Genomic DNA, 15,977 nt, shown 5'->3' on the forward strand with positions numbered 1-15,977 from the left:
CATGGCGCTCTATCGCAACGGCACCTTCGTGACGGACGCCTGGTCCTTTCCGCCCGACAACGCGCCGCTGCCCGCCGCCGGCGCGGTCGCCCTGACCAAGGCGCGTTTCCTCGCCGAGCGCGATGCGTTGCGCGATCGCACCGCCCCGGTCGGCGTGGTGCTGGTGGCAGGCGACACACTCGACGGCCTCGTCGACGATCTCCCCAACCTCGCCCTCGTCGCGATCAGGTTTCCAAAATACTCCGACGGGCGGCCCTACTCGCTCGCCCGTCTGCTGCGCGACCGCCACGGCTTTGCCGGCGAGGTGCGGGCCACCGGCGACGTGCTGCGCGACCAGGTCGCGCTGATGCTGCGCGCCGGTTTCGATGCGCTCGAGGTGACGCACCCCGGGACGATCGCGGCATTGCGCCAGAACAACATCGTCGCGGTGCGTCACCATTACCAGCCCGCCTCCGCCGAGGCGTCCGAAACCCGGCCCGGACCGCGCCCCTGGCGCCGGGTCTCCGCCGCGCTCTCCTGAGGTCGCCCATGCGTGCCGCCGAAAGCCTCGTCGAACGGCCCGTCGAACGCCTGCCAGCGGCGGTCGCGCCGGCAGTGCCTGCCCCGGACGCCGCGCCGGAGCAGGCTGCGGAGCCGCGCCTGTCGCCGCATCTCGCCCGCCTGGAGGCCGAGGCGATCTTCATCATGCGCGAGGTGGCGGCCGAGTTCCGCAATCCGGTGATGCTCTACTCGGTCGGCAAAGATTCTTCGGTGATGCTCCACATCGCCCGAAAGGCGTTCTTCCCCGGCCGGCCGCCCTTCCCCTGCCTGCACATCGCGACCGGCTGGGATTTTCGCGACGTGATCACGCATCGCGACCGCATGGCGGCGACCTACGGACTCGATCTCCTGGTCCACACCAACGCCGAGGCGGCGCGCGCCGGCGTCAACCCGTTCGACACCGAGACGGGCGAGTACTCCCGCCTGATGCTCACCGAGGCGCTCAAGAGCGCACTCGAACAGCACGGCTTCGACGCCGCCTTCGGCGGCGCGCGGCGCGACGAGGAGAAGGCGCGCGCCAAGGAACGGATCTTCTCGCACCGCCGCGGCCATGTCTGGGACCCGCGCAACCAGCGTCCCGAGCTGTGGCGGCTGTTCAATACGCGCATCGCGCCCGGCGACTCGATGCGCGTGTTCCCGCTGTCCAACTGGACCGAGCTCGACGTGTGGGACTACATCCGCGCCGAGGCCATCCCGATCGTGCCGCTCTATCTCGCCGCCGAGCGCAGCGTGCTGGTGCGTGACGACAATCTGCTGGTGGTCGACGACGAGCGGATGCGCTGGCGGCCGGCCGAGGTGATGGAGCGCCGAATGGTGCGGTTCCGCACCCTCGGCTGCTGGCCTCTCACCGGCGCGGTCGAGTCGCAGGCGACCGATCTCGACGGCATCATCACCGAGATCGTCACGTCGCGCGTCTCCGAGCGCAACGGGCGCCTGGTCGACGGCGCCGTCCAGGCCTCGATGGAAGCCAAGAAGCGCGAGGGCTATTTCTGATGCCGACCGCTCTGCTCTCCGCCACGCCGGCGGCCGCTGCCCCGGCCCTGCTCGCGCCGCCTGCCGCCGTCTCCCTGCTGCCCGTGCGGGCGCGCGGAGCGCTGCGCCTGCTCGCTTGCGGCTCGGTCGACGACGGCAAGTCGACGCTGATCGGCCGCCTGCTGCACGAGACCCAGGGCGTGCTCGACGACCAGCTCGCCGCGGTGACGCGCGAGAGCCGGCGCTTCGGCACCACCGGCGAGGAGGTCGACCTCGCGCTGCTGCTCGACGGGCTGGAGGCCGAGCGCGAGCAGGGCATCACCATCGACGTCGCCTACCGGTTCTTCTCGACGCCGAAGCGCGCCTTCATCGTCGCCGACACGCCCGGCCACGAGCAGTACACCCGCAACATGGCGACCGGCGCCTCGACCTCCGAGCTGGCGATCCTGCTGGTCGACGCCCGCAAGGGCCTCCTGGAGCAGACCCGCCGGCATGCCGCCATCGTGTCGCTGCTCGGCATCCGCCACGTCGTGCTGGCCGTCAACAAGATGGATCTGGTCGGCTGGTCGCACGAGCGCTTCGGCGAGGTGACGGCAGCGTTCCGCGACTTTTCCGCCCCGCTCGCCTTCCGCTCCGTCATGGCGATCCCGCTGTCAGCGCGCCGCGGCGACAACATCGCGGCCGCCAGCCCGAACACGCCGTGGTACGGCGGGCCGACCCTGCTCGACCATCTGGAGACGATCGACGTCGCCGACGAGGTCGACAGCCCGTTCCGCTTCCCGGTGCAGTGGGTGAGCCGCCCGCACGCCGATTTTCGCGGCGCCGCCGGCACGCTGGCGAGCGGCCGCGTCGCCGTCGGCGACACCGTCGTCGCCGCCGCCTCCGGGCGCATGACGACGGTCGCCCGCATCGTCACCATGGACCGCGACCTGCCCGAGGCCGTCGCCGGCCAGGCCGTGACGCTGACCTTCGCCGACGAGATCGACGCCGGCCGCGGCGACGTGCTGGTGCCGCCGCGCGAGCGCGCCGTCGTGTCGCGCCGCTTCTCGGCCGATCTCGTGTGGATGACCGACGAGGAGGTCGAGGCCGGCTCCCGCTATCTCCTGAAGATCGGCACCGCCACGGTGCCGGCCACGGTGACGCGCATCGCCGACCGGCTCGATCTCGCCAGTCTCGACCGCGTGCCGGCCGACCGGCTCGCCCTCAACGCCATCGGCCGCGTCCATGTCGAGACCGCCGTGCCGGTCGCCTTCGATCCCTATGCGCAGAACCGCGCCACCGGCGCCTTCATCCTGATCGACCGGGCGACGCAGGCGACCAGCGCGGCCGGCCTGGTGATCGCCGGACTCGACGCGGCGCGCGACGTGCATGCCCAAGCCAGCGACGTCGATCCGCCGGTGCGGGCCTGGCTGAAGGGCCAGCGGCCGCTCGCCGTGTGGCTCACCGGCATGCCGGGCTCCGGCAAGTCGACCATCGCGAGCCTGGCGGAGCGCCGCCTGGTCGCGCTCGGCCATCACACCATGCTGCTCGACGGCGACAATGTCCGGCAGGGTCTCAATGCCGATCTCGGCTTCGACGCGCCGTCGCGGGCCGAGAACGTCCGCCGGGTCGGCGAGGTGGCGCGGCTGATGACCGACGCCGGCCTGATCGTGCTGGTGGCGCTGGTGTCGCCGTTCCGGGCCGATCGCGACCGGGCCGCGGCGCTGTTCCCGTCCGACCGCTTCATGGAGGTGCTGGTCCATGCGAGCCCGGAGACCTGCCGGACCCGCGACCCCAAGGGCCTCTATGCCAAGGCCGAGCAGGGCCGCATCGTCAATTTCACCGGCCGCGACCAGCCCTACGAACCGCCGCTGTCGCCGTCGCTGGTGCTGACGACCGACGAGCTCGCCCCCGCGCAGGCGGCCGAGCGGCTCGTCGAGGCGATCCTGGCGCGCATCCGCAACGTCGAGCCAGACCCGCTCGACAGCGCGCAGTTGTGAGACCGTGACTCTGGCAAGGAGCTCTTCGTCGTCATGGCCGGGCGTGTCCCGGCCATCCACGTGTTTGTTTCGACCGAGCTCGGAAGACGTGGATGCCCGCGACGAGCGCGGGCATGACGAGGCTGGTGTCAACAGCAGCGGGTGAAGGAATCGCCGTCGTCGCGGATCTGATCAGAACGCCAGCACGGGCGTGACGCGCAGGCTGGTCTCGTCGCCATCGTCGAGACGACGGCGGAGCACTGCTTCGAGTGCCTCGGGCACCTCCGCGACATCGCCCGCGACCACGTCGCCGATCGCGGCGAGGCGCGGGTCGGCGCAGTCGAGCCAACCGAGCCGCCAGCCGCCCTGCCCGCGCCGCAGGACGCCGTGAACGCGGCCACCGAGCGTCACCAGAAAGACGCCCTCCTCGGCATCGCGCGCCAAGAGCGCACGCACGGTCGCCGCCACGCGGGCCGCAAGACCGGGAAGAACCGCAGGGGAAAGCCGTGTCGTCGCCATGCGGCGAGACTGCGCCGCGAGACCCGCACGCTCAAGGCGAAGGACGTCGTTCTTTTCGGCCCCGCAGGAGAACACGGTGGTCGTCCGCATCGGGTTCGGAGAACATCCACCTCATGCAAGCGTCAAGGGCTCGGATGACGGCTCGACGGCGCCCGGACGTGCCCCGAAAGATGTCGACCGAGCGTTCGCGATGCTGGAGCACGACGAGCTCGTCGGCTGCCGCGCGTGATCGCAGCGCCCGACTTGACGCACGCGCAGCACTCGGCTTGCCGGAACAGACGGCGGCGGCGGCGGAGCTCGAAGCGGAAATTACTGCGTCTTGATCCCGCGGGCCCGGATGATGCCGCCCCACTTGTCCGACTCTCGCGTCACATAGGTGGCGAACTGCGCAGGCGAGCCGCCCGCGATGATCGCGCCCTGCTTGGTCAGCAGATCGCGGACATGAGAGTCCTTCAGGGTCGACAGCAGCGCCGCACTGACCTGTTGGACGACCGCGGCCGAGGTGCCGGCCGGCACCATCAGGGCGACATCGGTGGACGACTCGAACCCCGGCACCCCCGACTCGGCGATGGTCGGCACATTCGGTGCCAAGGGAAGCCGCTCGGCCGTGCTGACGCCGAGCATCCTGATCTTTCCGCCCTCGGCGATCGGCAACGCCACCACGGCATCGACGAACCCGACACTGACCTCGCCGGAGACCAGCGCCTGCACGGCCGGCCCGCCGCCCCTGTAGGGGACGTGCAGCATCCGGAAGCTCGCCATCGCCATCAACAGCTCGGTGGCGAGATGGCTGGAGCTTCCCGGACCCGAGGACTCGAACAGCACGCCATCGGGCTGCCGCGCCCGCACATAGGGCAGGAAATCCGCGAACGTCTTGGCCGGTACATCCGGATGCGCGCAGAAGACCTGCGGGCTGCGGATCACCAGGCCGATCGGATCGAAGGCCTTGGCACTGTCATAAGCGAGGCGCTCGAACAGATGCGGCGCCATCGCATAGGTGCTGTTGGTCGCCAGCAGCAGCGTGTAGCCGTCCGGCTCCGCCTGGGCCGCCACCGCGTGCCCGATGGTTCCGGCCGCGCCGGGCCGGTTCTCGACGACCACCGCCTGACCCAGCTCGACGCCGAGACGCTGCGCCAGAATCCGCCCGGTCACGTCCGTCACGCCACCCGGCGGCCACGGCACGATCATCTTGATCGGTCGCGACGGATAGGGCTGCGCCGCCGCCGGCCGGCCCCCGGCCGCCACGGCTGCGACGGCCCCGAGCGAGGACAGGACAGAGCGGCGAGACAGGGCATGCATGAGGCTTCTCCTTCGGGGGCAGGCAGCCGAACCGAGCGCGAGCAGGCCGTGGCCCACGCGCCGACCACATCACTTTCAAACAGTCGTTTAATATCATGCCGGAGGTTATGCGCCAATATTAGACAGCGATTTTGCGCTGCACATACTGTGTGCAACTGCAAAATATTCCTGCAGCACAGGACTTTTCTCTATGCTCCCAGCGATCTGTCGTGCCGTATTGACCTCGCGCCGGAAGTTGGCTAACCAATCTTTCAAACGAGTGTTTGAAACGTTTCGGATGAGCGATCGCGCCCCCACGACCCCGGACAAGATCCTCGACCTCGCCGAGGCGATGTTCGCGGAATCGGGATACCGCGCCGTCTCGGTGCGCTCGATCACGCGCGCCTGCGGCGTCAACATCGCCGCGATCCACTATCATTTCGGATCGAAGGAGGCGCTGCTCAAGCAGATCTTCGCCAAGCGCTCGGCCGCCATCAACAACGCGCGGTTCAGGCTGCTCGAGGCCTGTCGCCCCGGCCCCGAACGGCCGCCGATGCTCGAGCAGATCCTCGAGGCGTATCTGCGCCCCTCGCTGGTGCTGCCGAACGGCGACGTGGGGGCGCGGCGCTTCATGCGGCTTCGGGCCATCCTGGCGCACGAGCACGCGACCCTGTCGAAGGGCCTCATCTCGAAGCACTTCAATCACGTCAGCGGCACCTTCATCGGCGCCCTGATGAAGGAGCTCGATCACCTGCCGGCACGCGGCGTCTACTGGCGGTTCCACTTCCTGCTCGGCGCCCAGTACTTCACGCTCGCCGATCCCGGCCGCATCCAGATCCTGTCGGAGGGGGCCTGCGATCCCGCCGACGCGGACGCGGCGCTGGCCGAGCTGGTCGCCTTCACGGCGGCCGGATTCCGCGCTCCTCCCGCCGACCACCACGCTCTCATCCTCGGAACCGTCCTGTCATGACCCTGAAGCTGGCCGACCGCGTGCTCGGGCTGAAGCCCTCCGCCACCGTCGAGATGACCGAGAAGGTGCGCGCCGCGCGCGCCGCCGGACGCCGAGTGATCGGCCTGTCGAGCGGCGATCCGAACATCACCACGGACGCCCGCATCGTCGCCGCGGCCGAGCGCGCGCTGCGCGACGGCGACACCCATTACGGACCGCCGGCCGGCACCGCGGCGCTGCGCGAGGCCGTGGCGGCGCGCGAGGCACGGCTGTCGGGCGCAACCTACGATCCGGCCGACATCATCATCACGCCGGGCGGAAAATTCGCGCTGCTCACCTCCTTGATGGCGCAGGTCGAGCCCGGCGACGAGGTCTTGGTGCCGGTGCCGGGCTGGGTGAGCTACGAGCCGTGCGTGCGCCTATGTGGCGGCACGCCGGTGCGGCTCGACATGCTCGACCGCATCGACCCCGACAAGATCGCCGCCGCCGTGACGCCGCGCACAAAAGCCATCATCCTCAACTCGCCCGCCAACCCGACCGGTCGGGTGATCCCGCAAGCCGAGCTCGAGATGGTCGCCGACCTCGCCCGCCGCCACGATTTCTGGATCGTCTTCGACCAGGTCTATGGCGATCTCGTCCATGACGGACCGTTCCACCGCATGCAGAGCATCGCGGCGGTGCGCGACCGCGTCTTCGTCGTCGACAGCCTGTCCAAGACCTTCGGCATGACGGGCTGGCGGCTCGGTTATCTGGCGCTGCCGCCCGGCCTCGCCAAGCCGGTGCTGAAGTTCATCCAGCACTCGATCTACTGTCTGCCGGGCTTCGTCCAGGCCGCCGGCGTCGAGGCGCTTTCTCTGTACGACGAGCTGGCGCCGACCTATCGGGCGCTGTTCCGGGCGCGCCTGGAGCGGGCCGCGGCGCGGCTCGACGCCATTCCGGGCATCGCCTGCACGGTGCCGGATGCGGCCTTCTATCTGTTCCCCGCGGTCGATGCTCCCGACACCGAGGTGGCACGCCACTGGCTCGACACGATCGACGTCGCGGCGATGCCGGGCTCGTCCTTCGGCGGCATGGGGGCCGGCCATCTGCGCCTGTCCGTCACCTGCTCGGATGCCGACCTCGACGAGGCGCTCGACCGCATCGCGCGCCTCGGCCTGCCGAAGGCCGCCTGACCCATGAACACGCACGAGAGGACCGCCATGACCAAACGTTCGCTGCTCCTCGGTTGCCTCTGCGCCGCGGTGCTCGCCGTCCTGATGCCCGATCCGGGCGCCGCCCAGCCGGCCCCCAACACCGTCGCGGCGATCAAGAGCCGCGGCAAGCTCCTGGCCGGCGTGAAATTCGACACGCCGCCGTTCGGCTTTCTCGACCAGAGCAACAATCCGGTCGGCTTCGACATCGATCTCGTCACCAAGGTCGCTGAGAAGATCGGCGTGCCGATCGAGCTGGTCAGCGTCACCTCGACGACCCGCATCCCGATGCTGGTCAGCGGCAATGTCGACCTGGTCGCGGCGTCGATGACGCACACGCGCGAGCGCGACCGCACCATCGACTTCTCGATCACCTATTACACCGGCGGCCAGTCGCTGCTGGTGCCGGCCGCGAGCCCCGTGACCTCGGTCGGCGATCTCGGCGACCGCGCCGTCGCAGTCCAGCAGGGCACGACGCTGGAGAAGACCATCGCGGCGATGGCGCCCAAGGCGAAGATCTCCGGCTTCAAGGACTACAACAGCGCCTGGCTGGCGCTCGCCCAGGGCCGCGTCGATGCGCTGACCGGAAGCCTCAACATCCTCCAGGGCTTCGCCAAGAGCAACCGGGCCTTCAAGATCGTCGGCGACCTGTTCAGCGTCGAGCCGTTCGGCATCGGCGTGCGCCAGGGCGACTCGGGCCTGCGCGACGTGATCAACGAGACGCTGCAGGACCTGTGGACCTCGGGCGAGTACCGCACGCTTTATCTGAAATGGTTCGGCGAGGAGCCGCGGATCGCGATCGAGACCTGGCCCTGAAAGATCCAGCCCTGAACACGTCCCGGAGCATGGTTCAGTGGCGATGAATCGAACCCGATGTCCGCTCGTCCCCGCGAAGGCGGGGACCCAGGAGCCGCTCGACGTGTGGCGCCTGGATTCCCGCTTTCGCGGGAATGAACGGAGGGTGGGTCGAGCGCCGCGAACAACGCTCTAGGCGCAGCACCGGGGGAGCGGATTTCGCATGCATTATCAGTTCGACTGGTCGCAGGTCTGGCAGCACCGGGATCTGATCTTCGACGGGCTCCTGGTCACGGTCGCGCTGTCGGTCGCCTCGCTGGTGCCGACGTTGATCATCGGCATGCTGATCGGCACGCTCGGGGCCTCCGGCTCCAGGGCGGCGCGCACGGCCGCCGGCCTCTATGTCGAGGGCATGCGCAACGTCCCGCTGCTGATCCACATGTATGTGTGGTACATGGCGCTGGCCTTCCTCAGGCTGCCGCCGTTCGCCTGCGCGGTGCTCGGCCTCACGCTCTACTCGAGCGCCTATGTGGCCGAGCTGGTGCGCTCCGGCATCGGCGCCGTTCCGCGCGGCCAGGCCAGGGCGGCCGCCGCCTCGGGCCTGCGGCCCTGGCAGGCGCTGCTGCTGGTCGTCTATCCGCAGGCGCTGCGCATCATCGCGCCGTCGCTGGCGAGCCTCGCCTCGCAGCTCATCAAGGATTCCTCACTCGCCTCCGTGATCGCCGTCGCCGAGCTGAGCTACCAGGCCGGCGCGATCGAGGGGCAGACGTTCCGCACCTTCGAGGTCTATATCACCATCGCGGTGCTCTATCTCGCGCTGGTGCTCCTGGTGAGCTTCGCCATCGACCGCATCCCCGGACTGCGCGACGCCCCCTCGGTCGGGAGGATCGCCGATGCTTGAAGCGTTGCTCCCCGAAGCGCTTCTGCCCGAGGTGATCCGGCAGAATCTGCCCTTCCTGCTCGCCGGCCTCGCCATGACGGTGCGCCTCGCCGCGATCGGCATCGTCGGCGGAACCCTGCTCGGCCTGCTGGTCGGCGTGATCCGGTATGCCCGCGTGCCGGTGCTCTCTCCCCTCGCCGCCCTCTATGTCGAGATCGTCCGCGGCACGCCGCTGCTGGTGGTGCTGTTCATCTGCTACTTCGCGATTCCCGCGCTGCTCGGCTACCGGACCTCGGCCGTGAACGCCGCCGCGCTCGGCTTCGTGCTGTTCATCGCCGCCTACCTGGCCGAGGACGTCCGCAGCGGATTGCGCTCGGTGCCGCCGGGCCTCGCCCGCGCCGGGCTGGCGACCGGCCTCTCCACCGTCCAGGTGTTCCGCCTGATCGTGCTGCCGCAGGCGCTGCGGCGGATCATCCCGCCGGTGTTCAGCCAGTATGTGCGGCTGTTCAAGTTCACCTCGGTCGCCTCGGTGATCGGCGTGCGCGAGCTGACCGGCAGCGCGCTCCTCGTCAATGCGCGCGAGTTCCAGCCCGTCGTCATCCTGGCGACCGTCGCCCTCACCTATCTGGTCCTCTGTTCCACCCTGTCGCTGGTCGGCCGGCTGCTCTATGCGCGGCTGTCGGTCAGAACCTGAGTCATGTCATGTCCGAAACCCCGCTGATCGTGCTCGACCGCGTGTGCAAGCAGTACGGCACGACGCCGGTACTGCGCGACTGCAGCCTGACGGTCGCGCGCGGCGAGATCGTCGTCGTCTGCGGCCCGTCCGGCTCCGGCAAGAGCACGCTGATCAAGTGCATCAACGGACTCGAGCCCTACCAGTCGGGCTCGGTGCGCTTCGACGGCGAGGAGGTCGGAGCGCGCACCACCGATCTGCCGCGGCTGCGTTCGCGCATCGGCATGGTGTTCCAGAGCTTCGAGCTCTATCCGCACATGACGGCGCTGCGGAACGTGATGCTGGCGCAGGTCCATGCGCTCAAGCGGCCGCGGGCCGAGGCGCGCGCCCGCAGCCTCGATCTTCTGGCGCGTGTAGGCCTCGCCGACCGCGCCGAGGCCTATCCGGCCGATCTCTCCGGTGGCCAGCAGCAGCGCGTCGCCATCGCCCGCGCGCTGGCGCTGGATCCGATCGCCATGCTGTTCGACGAGCCGACCTCGGCCCTCGATCCGGAGATGATCAACGAGGTCTTGGACGTGATGACGGGCCTGGCCCGCGACGGCATGACCATGGTGGTCGTCACCCACGAGATGGGCTTCGCCCGCAAGGTGGCCAACCGCGTGGTCTTCATGGACGAGGGCCGGATCGTCGAGGACCGCCCGAGCGAGGCCTTCTTCGGCGCGCCCGTGACCGAGCGGGCCCGCGTCTTCCTGTCGAAGATCATCGCCCACTGACGGCCTTGCGCCGCGACGGCGGCGACGGCCGCTGGGCGCTGGCGAGCGCCACGAAAGCCGCGGCCGCGGGCGCCGGATCGTCTCGACGGTGCACCAGCCACAGCGCCGTCGGCGTCCCGGCCGGCGACAGCCGCAGGCCGACCACCGAGGCGACCGCGAAGCCGGCGAGCGAGGCCGGCAGGATCGACACGCCGAGGCCCGCCGCCACCAGGCCCAGAATGGTGGCGTTCGCCCGCGCCTCCTGCTCGACCCGCGGCCGGAACCCCGCCTTGCGGCACAGCGCCATCACCTGGTCGTAGAGGCTGGTTCCGGCTCCGGACGGAAAGAACACGAAGGGCTCGTCGGCGAGCGCGGCGAGCGGCACGGCGCGGCCGCGATGGGCCACCGCGAGCGGGTGGTCGGCGCGCAGGAAGGCGAGAAGCGGCTCGCGGCACAGCTCGACCGCGACCAGCCCCTCCGGCAGATCGGGCGCGACCGGACTGCGGATGAAGCCGATCTGCAGCCGCCGCTCGATCAGCGCCTCGATCTGGTTCGCCGTCACCTGCTCCTCCAGCACCAGGCGGACGCCCGGCACCGCCTTGCGGAATGCCCGGATGGTGCGGGTGAACGGCGCGTTGAGGGCGCCCGAGGAGGCGAAGCCGATCCTGAGCTCGCCGACCTCGCCGCGCTCGGCCCGCCCCGCCATCGCGGCCGCACGCTCGGCCTGCGCCAAGGTCGCCCGCGCCTCGACCAGGAACACGCCGCCCGCCGCGGTCAGCTCGACGCGCCGGTTGGTGCGCTCGAACAGCCGGACGCCGAGATCCGCCTCGAGCAGCCGGATCTGCTGGCTGAGCGGCGGCTGCGAGATGCCGATGCGCCGCGCCGCGCGGCCGAAATGCAGCTCCTCGGCCAGGGCCACGAAATAGCGCAGATGCCGGAGCTCCATCATATCGGACCGACCTTCATATTCGCCCACTCACCCCCTGGTCATGGCCGGGCTTGTCCCGGCCATCCAAGAATTTCCTTCGGAAAGGCTTTCAACACGTGGATGGCCGCGACGAGCGCGGCCATGACGAGTCGGGATTCCGAATGTGCTATCAGTCGTCTATCCTCTCAATACCGTCGCAAATCATATTGGACGCTGATGGATCTGTCTCCTACGGTTTTGCCGCCATCTTATCGAGACCTCCGGAGACGCCGCGCCATGCCCCCCAAGAAGGCCCAGGCTCCAGCCCCGCCCCGTGCCGCGAAGGCGCGCGAAAACCGCGACGCCTTCGATCCGATCTCGCTGGAGATCTACTGGAGCCGCCTGGTGTCGATCGCCGACGAGGCGGCCGCGGGCCTGGTGCGCACCGCCTTCTCGACCATCGTGCGGGAGTCGAACGACTACGGCACCGTGCTGATGGATCTGGCCGGCAACTCGATCTCGGAGAACACCGGCGGCATCGCCTCGTTCTCCTGCATCCTGCCGCGCACCACCAAGGCCTTCCTGCGGCGCTTTCCGGCCGAAACCTGGCGGCCCGGCGACTGCGTCTTCACCAACGATCCCTGGCTCGCCACCGGCCATCTGCCGGACTTCACCTTCGTCAGCCCGATCTTCAAGCGCGAGAAGCTGGTCGGCTTCGCCGGCTGCATCGCCCACTCGCCGGACGTCGGCGGCGCGCTGTGGTCGGCCGATTGCCGCGAGCTGTTCGAGGAGGGCATCCGCATCCCACCGGCTCGCTATCTGCGCGAAGGCCGACGCAACGAGGAGCTGCTCGAGGTGCTGCTCGCCAATGTGCGGGTACCCCGCCAGGTGCTCGGCGACCTCGAGGCGCAGGTGACGGCCAACGACGTCAGCGTCCGTCGGGTCGAGGAGTTTCTGGACGATGTCGGCCTCGACGACCTCACCGGCCTCGCCGACGCCGTGCACGCCAAGGCGGAGGCCGCCATGCGCCGGGCGATCGCTGCGGTTCCGGACGGCACCTATCGTTCGGTGCTCGAGGCGGACGGCTTCGACGACCAGATCACCCGCATCGCCTGCGCCGTCACGGTCGCGGGCGAGACCATGCATATCGATTATGCCGGCACCTCGCCGCAGATCGACCGCGGCATCAACTGCGTGCTCAACTACACGCACGCCTATTCGGTGTACCCGGTGAAATGCGCGCTCGACCCCTTCACGCCGCGCAACGAGGGGTCGTACTGGCCCATCTCGGTGTCGGCGCCGGAGGGCTCGATCCTCAATCCGCGCTTCCCGGCGCCGGTCGGTGCCCGCCAGCTCACCGGGCATCTGCTCGCCGACGCCATCTATGCGGCGCTCGCCGAGGTCGTTCCGGAGCGTGTCATCGCACAGTCGGGCGCGGCACCGTCGATGCGCGCCATCTTCAGCGGCATCGACCGCAACGGCGACCGCTTCAGCCAAGTGCTGTTCGCCACCGGCGGCATGGGCGCGGCACCGCACTGCGACGGCCTCACCACCACGTCGTTCCCGACCAATGTCGGCGCCGGCAGCATAGAGGCGCTGGAGAGCGCGTCGCCACTGGTCGTGTGGCGCAAGCAGCTCCGCCCGGATTCGGGCGGCGCCGGGAAGTTCCGCGGCGGCCTCGGCCAGGAGGCCGTGATCGAGGTGCGTTCGTCGGCGCCGGTGCGCCTGTCGCTCCTGTCGGACCGCCGCGATCATCCCCCGCTCGGCGTGCAGGGCGGCGCGCCCGGTGCGCCCTCGGTGATCCGGTTCGCCGACGGCACGATGCCGCATCCGAAATCGCGCACCACGATTCCACCGGGCACGCGGCTGCACATGATCTATGCGGGCGGCGGCGGCTACGGCGATCCGAAGACACGCGACCCGGCCGCGCTGGCGAGCGATCTGCGCGACGGCTACGTCACCGACGAAGCCGCACGCACCGACTACGGGGCGGAGTGAAAGCCATGAGCGAGCGCACCACCCGCATCGGCGTCGACGTCGGCGGCACCTTCACGGACCTCGTGCTGCACGACGCCCGCCGCGACCTCGTCCACACCGGCAAGCTGCTCACCACGCCGGACGATCCGAGCGTCGCCATCATCAACGGCATCAAGCGGATGCTGGCGGAGACCGGCCTGACGCCGGCCGACCTGCACAGCATCGTCAACGGCACGACGCTCGTCACCAACACCGTGATCGAGCGGACCGGCGCTGTCGTCGGCCTGATCACGACGGAAGGGTTCCGCGACGTCATCGAGGTCGGGCGGGAGACTCGCTACGACCTCTACGACCTGTTTCTCGAGGCGCCCCCGACCCTGGTGCCGCGCCATCGCCGCCGCGAGATCCGCGAGCGCATCGACGTCGACGGCGAGGTCCTGGTGCCGCTCGACGAGCTGGCCGTCATCAACACGACGCGCGAGCTCGTCGAGCGGGACGGCGCCGAGGCGATCGCGATCTCGTTCCTGCACGCCTACCGCAATCCGGCGCACGAGGAGCGCGCCGCCGAGATCATCCGGGTCGTCTTTCCCGATCTTCCGCTGACCCTCTCGTCGCGCGTCGCGCCGGAGATCCGCGAATTCGAGCGCACCAGCACGGCCTGCGCCAACGCCTATGTGCAGCCGCTGATGCGCCGCTATCTCGACCGGCTGGAGGCGCGGCTCGCGGCCATCGGCTTCACCGGCCGGCTGTACGTGATGCTGTCGGGCGGCGGCATCGCCTCGGTCAAGGAGGCGCGCGAGTTCCCGATCCGGCTGATCGAGTCCGGCCCGGCGGCGGGCGCCATGGCGGCCTCGTTCATCGCCCGCCATGCCGGCCTCGACCGGGTCGTCTCCTTCGACATGGGCGGCACCACGGCCAAGATGTGCCTGGTCGAGGACGGCGCACCCGACCACAAGTTCGATTTCGAGGCCGGCCGCGTGCGCCGCTTCGTCAAGGGCTCGGGCCTGCCCCTGAAGGTGTCGGTCGTGGACATGATCGAGATCGGCGCCGGCGGCGGCTCGATCGCCCGCGCCGACGACGCGTCGGGCCTGATGAAGGTCGGGCCGCGCAGCGCGGGCAGCAAGCCCGGGCCGGTCTGCTACGGGCTCGGCGGCACCGAGCCGACCGTGACGGATGCCGACCTGGTGCTGGGCCGTCTCGATCCCGAATACTTTTTGGGCGGCGAGATGCCGCTCGACGTGGCGCGCGTGCGCGACGCCTTCGAGACCGGCGTCGCCCGCGAGCTCGGCCTCGCCGGCCTCGACGCGGCGCTCGGGGTGCAGCGCATCGTCGACGAGACGATGGCGTCGGCCACCCGCATTCACCTCGCCGAGAAGGGCCGCGATCCGCGCCGCTACACGCTGATCGCCTTCGGCGGCGCCGGGCCGGTGCATGCCTTCAATCTGGCGCGCCTGTTGAAGATGCGCCGCCTGGTGGTGCCGCTCGGCGCCGGCGTCGCCTCGGCGCTGGGCTTCCTGGTGGCGCCGCCGGCCACCGACATGGTGCGCAGCTATGTCGCCCGGCTCGAGCGGCTCGACTGGGCGCACGTCAACGCGCTGTTCGCCACCATGGCCGAGCAGGGCACCCGCCTGCTGCGTGATGCCGGCGCCGACCCGGCCGCCATCACGATGCGGCCGACCGCCGAGATGCGCCATGTCGGGCAGGGCTTCGAGATCCCGGTGCCGCTGCCGTCGACCGAACTCGGCGACGACGATCTGCCGGCGATCCGCGAGGCGTTCTTCTCGGCCTATCGCGAGCGGTTCGGCCGCGCCGTCGAGGAGGCGCCGATCGAGTGCCTGAGCTGGCGGCTCGCCTGCGTCGCGCCCGGACAGGACATCCGCATGGGCAAGGCGGCGCCGGCGGGCAAGCCGACCATGAAGACCGTCGCGGCGGCGCGACGCGGGACGCGGGACGTGGTGTTCGAGGGGATCGGCGCCCTGCCCTGCGCCGTCTACGACCGCTACGCCCTGCAGCCCGGCACCACCTTCGACGGCCCGGCCCTGGTGGAGGAGCGGGAATCGACCTGCTGCATCGGCCCCGGCAGCACGGTGCGGGTCGACGACTTCCTCAACCTCGTGATCGAGCTCGGGTGAGCGAGCGGGACGGGGCGGGGCGGGGCGGGGCCGCCGCCGTCGCCACAGATCGATCGGGCGTGGTGCCCTGGCCGGATTCGAACCAGCGCAGTCTTGCTACCACCTGATTTCGAGTAAGTATCGCTTCGAGTTCTTCGACACGATCACCCTAATTCCACACACTGAAGCGCCGTCGCGGCGCGGTTACCTGGTTGGCGCGCAACTCCGCGTCGGGCGGATGCTAAAGGCCCGCCCGGCGTGCCGTTAGGCGCGCTCGACGCACATGGCGATGCCCATGCCGCCGCCGATGCACAGCGTGGCGAGGCCCCTCCGGGCGCTGCGGCGCTTCATCTCGTAGAGCAGCGTGACGAGGACGCGCGCCCCGGAGGCGCCGATCGGGTGGCCGAGCGCGATGGCGCCGCCGTTGACGTTGAGCTTGGCCGGGTCGAAGCCCATCTCGCGGCCGACCGCCACGG

Annotated in this window: 14 protein-coding genes and 1 pseudogene; 11 read left to right on the forward strand and 4 right to left on the reverse strand. The window is 70.1% G+C overall.

Annotated features, from left to right (window positions below; all coding sequences use genetic code 11):
* The first annotated feature begins 1 nt into the window (after position 1).
* Genes HXX10_RS16015 through cysN form a run of 3 tightly spaced genes read left to right on the forward strand, consistent with a single transcriptional unit; the run spans position 2 to position 3,491 of the window.
* Positions 2 to 520: a DUF934 domain-containing protein gene (locus HXX10_RS16015; RefSeq protein ID WP_296523756.1), complete on the forward strand. Its 519-nt coding sequence runs from the start codon at positions 2 to 4 to the stop codon at positions 518 to 520.
* An 8-nt stretch (positions 521 to 528) separates the two neighbouring features.
* On the forward strand, positions 529 to 1,533 hold the full coding sequence (gene cysD / locus HXX10_RS16020) for a sulfate adenylyltransferase subunit CysD (protein WP_296523757.1): 1,005 nt from the start codon (positions 529 to 531) through the stop codon (positions 1,531 to 1,533).
* The gene (cysN, locus tag HXX10_RS16025; protein WP_296523758.1) at positions 1,533 to 3,491 is read left to right on the forward strand and encodes a sulfate adenylyltransferase subunit CysN; all 1,959 of its coding nucleotides are present in this window, start codon (positions 1,533 to 1,535) and stop codon (positions 3,489 to 3,491) included. Before cysD ends, cysN begins: the two co-directional genes overlap by 1 nt.
* A 171-nt stretch (positions 3,492 to 3,662) precedes the next feature.
* On the opposite strand, the gene HXX10_RS16030 is transcribed toward cysN, so the two are convergent.
* Positions 3,663 to 4,079: a hypothetical protein gene (locus HXX10_RS16030; protein ID WP_296523759.1), complete on the reverse strand. Its 417-nt coding sequence runs from the start codon at positions 4,077 to 4,079 to the stop codon at positions 3,663 to 3,665.
* Between the two features lie 219 nt (positions 4,080 to 4,298).
* Entirely contained in the window at positions 4,299 to 5,288 is a 990-nt protein-coding gene (locus HXX10_RS16035; RefSeq protein ID WP_296523760.1) for a tripartite tricarboxylate transporter substrate binding protein, read from the reverse strand.
* 277 nt (positions 5,289 to 5,565) lie between these two features.
* On the opposite strand from HXX10_RS16035, the gene HXX10_RS16040 reads away from it, so the two are divergent.
* From HXX10_RS16040 to HXX10_RS16065, 6 genes are all read left to right on the forward strand, one after another.
* Positions 5,566 to 6,237: a TetR/AcrR family transcriptional regulator gene (locus HXX10_RS16040; RefSeq protein ID WP_296523761.1), complete on the forward strand. Its 672-nt coding sequence runs from the start codon at positions 5,566 to 5,568 to the stop codon at positions 6,235 to 6,237.
* A complete protein-coding gene (locus tag HXX10_RS16045; RefSeq protein ID WP_296523762.1) occupies positions 6,234 to 7,388 on the forward strand; it encodes an aminotransferase class I/II-fold pyridoxal phosphate-dependent enzyme in 1,155 nt (384 codons plus the stop codon). Before HXX10_RS16040 ends, HXX10_RS16045 begins: the two co-directional genes overlap by 4 nt.
* A gap of 27 nt (positions 7,389 to 7,415) precedes the next feature.
* Positions 7,416 to 8,222, forward strand: a complete 807-nt coding sequence (locus tag HXX10_RS16050; RefSeq protein WP_296523763.1) for a transporter substrate-binding domain-containing protein — start codon at positions 7,416 to 7,418, stop codon at positions 8,220 to 8,222.
* Between the two features lie 202 nt (positions 8,223 to 8,424).
* Positions 8,425 to 9,102 (forward strand): amino acid ABC transporter permease, encoded by a 678-nt coding sequence (locus HXX10_RS16055; protein WP_296523764.1) that lies wholly within the window; start codon positions 8,425 to 8,427, stop codon positions 9,100 to 9,102.
* Complete coding sequence (locus HXX10_RS16060; protein WP_296523765.1) at positions 9,095 to 9,775, forward strand: amino acid ABC transporter permease; 681 nt, start codon at positions 9,095 to 9,097, stop codon at positions 9,773 to 9,775. The genes HXX10_RS16055 and HXX10_RS16060 overlap by 8 nt, the downstream gene beginning before the upstream one ends.
* An 8-nt stretch (positions 9,776 to 9,783) precedes the next feature.
* Positions 9,784 to 10,527 (forward strand): amino acid ABC transporter ATP-binding protein, encoded by a 744-nt coding sequence (locus tag HXX10_RS16065; protein WP_296523766.1) that lies wholly within the window; start codon positions 9,784 to 9,786, stop codon positions 10,525 to 10,527.
* Here the strand turns inward: HXX10_RS16065 and HXX10_RS16070 are convergent.
* A complete protein-coding gene (locus HXX10_RS16070; RefSeq protein ID WP_296523767.1) occupies positions 10,514 to 11,455 on the reverse strand; it encodes a LysR family transcriptional regulator in 942 nt (313 codons plus the stop codon). The two genes, HXX10_RS16065 and HXX10_RS16070, sit on opposite strands and share 14 nt — an antisense overlap.
* Positions 11,456 to 11,710: 255 nt before the next feature.
* Between HXX10_RS16070 and HXX10_RS16075 the strand changes: the two genes are divergently transcribed.
* On the forward strand, positions 11,711 to 13,411 hold the full coding sequence (locus HXX10_RS16075; protein WP_296523768.1) for a hydantoinase B/oxoprolinase family protein: 1,701 nt from the start codon (positions 11,711 to 11,713) through the stop codon (positions 13,409 to 13,411).
* Positions 13,412 to 13,416: 5 nt separating this feature from the next.
* Entirely contained in the window at positions 13,417 to 15,522 is a 2,106-nt protein-coding gene (locus tag HXX10_RS16080) for a hydantoinase/oxoprolinase family protein (protein WP_296523769.1), read from the forward strand.
* 243 nt (positions 15,523 to 15,765) lie between these two features.
* On the opposite strand, the pseudogene HXX10_RS16085 reads toward HXX10_RS16080, so the two are convergent.
* Positions 15,766 to 15,977 (reverse strand): annotated as a pseudogene (locus HXX10_RS16085) (acetyl-CoA C-acetyltransferase); the annotation flags it as partial.

This window comes from Rhodoplanes sp., from assembly GCF_013377085.1.
Lineage (GTDB): Bacteria > Pseudomonadota > Alphaproteobacteria > Rhizobiales > Xanthobacteraceae > Rhodoplanes.

What these genes read in the sequence shown, in the direction of transcription:
- HXX10_RS16055 (WP_296523764.1), top strand. Translation starts at nt 8,425, where the DNA reads ATGCATTATCAGTTCGACTGGTCGCAGGTCTGGCAGCACCGGGATCTG.
- HXX10_RS16080 (WP_296523769.1), top strand. Translation starts at nt 13,417, where the DNA reads ATGAGCGAGCGCACCACCCGCATCGGCGTCGACGTCGGCGGCACCTTC.
- HXX10_RS16015 (WP_296523756.1), top strand. Translation starts at nt 2, where the DNA reads ATGGCGCTCTATCGCAACGGCACCTTCGTGACGGACGCCTGGTCCTTT.
- HXX10_RS16030 (WP_296523759.1), bottom strand. Translation starts at nt 4,079, where the DNA reads ATGCGGACGACCACCGTGTTCTCCTGCGGGGCCGAAAAGAACGACGTC.
- HXX10_RS16070 (WP_296523767.1), bottom strand. Translation starts at nt 11,455, where the DNA reads ATGATGGAGCTCCGGCATCTGCGCTATTTCGTGGCCCTGGCCGAGGAG.
- HXX10_RS16040 (WP_296523761.1), top strand. Translation starts at nt 5,566, where the DNA reads ATGAGCGATCGCGCCCCCACGACCCCGGACAAGATCCTCGACCTCGCC.
- HXX10_RS16050 (WP_296523763.1), top strand. Translation starts at nt 7,416, where the DNA reads ATGACCAAACGTTCGCTGCTCCTCGGTTGCCTCTGCGCCGCGGTGCTC.
- cysN (WP_296523758.1), top strand. Translation starts at nt 1,533, where the DNA reads ATGCCGACCGCTCTGCTCTCCGCCACGCCGGCGGCCGCTGCCCCGGCC.
- HXX10_RS16035 (WP_296523760.1), bottom strand. Translation starts at nt 5,288, where the DNA reads ATGCATGCCCTGTCTCGCCGCTCTGTCCTGTCCTCGCTCGGGGCCGTC.
- HXX10_RS16060 (WP_296523765.1), top strand. Translation starts at nt 9,095, where the DNA reads ATGCTTGAAGCGTTGCTCCCCGAAGCGCTTCTGCCCGAGGTGATCCGG.
- HXX10_RS16075 (WP_296523768.1), top strand. Translation starts at nt 11,711, where the DNA reads ATGCCCCCCAAGAAGGCCCAGGCTCCAGCCCCGCCCCGTGCCGCGAAG.
- HXX10_RS16045 (WP_296523762.1), top strand. Translation starts at nt 6,234, where the DNA reads ATGACCCTGAAGCTGGCCGACCGCGTGCTCGGGCTGAAGCCCTCCGCC.
- cysD (WP_296523757.1), top strand. Translation starts at nt 529, where the DNA reads ATGCGTGCCGCCGAAAGCCTCGTCGAACGGCCCGTCGAACGCCTGCCA.
- HXX10_RS16065 (WP_296523766.1), top strand. Translation starts at nt 9,784, where the DNA reads ATGTCCGAAACCCCGCTGATCGTGCTCGACCGCGTGTGCAAGCAGTAC.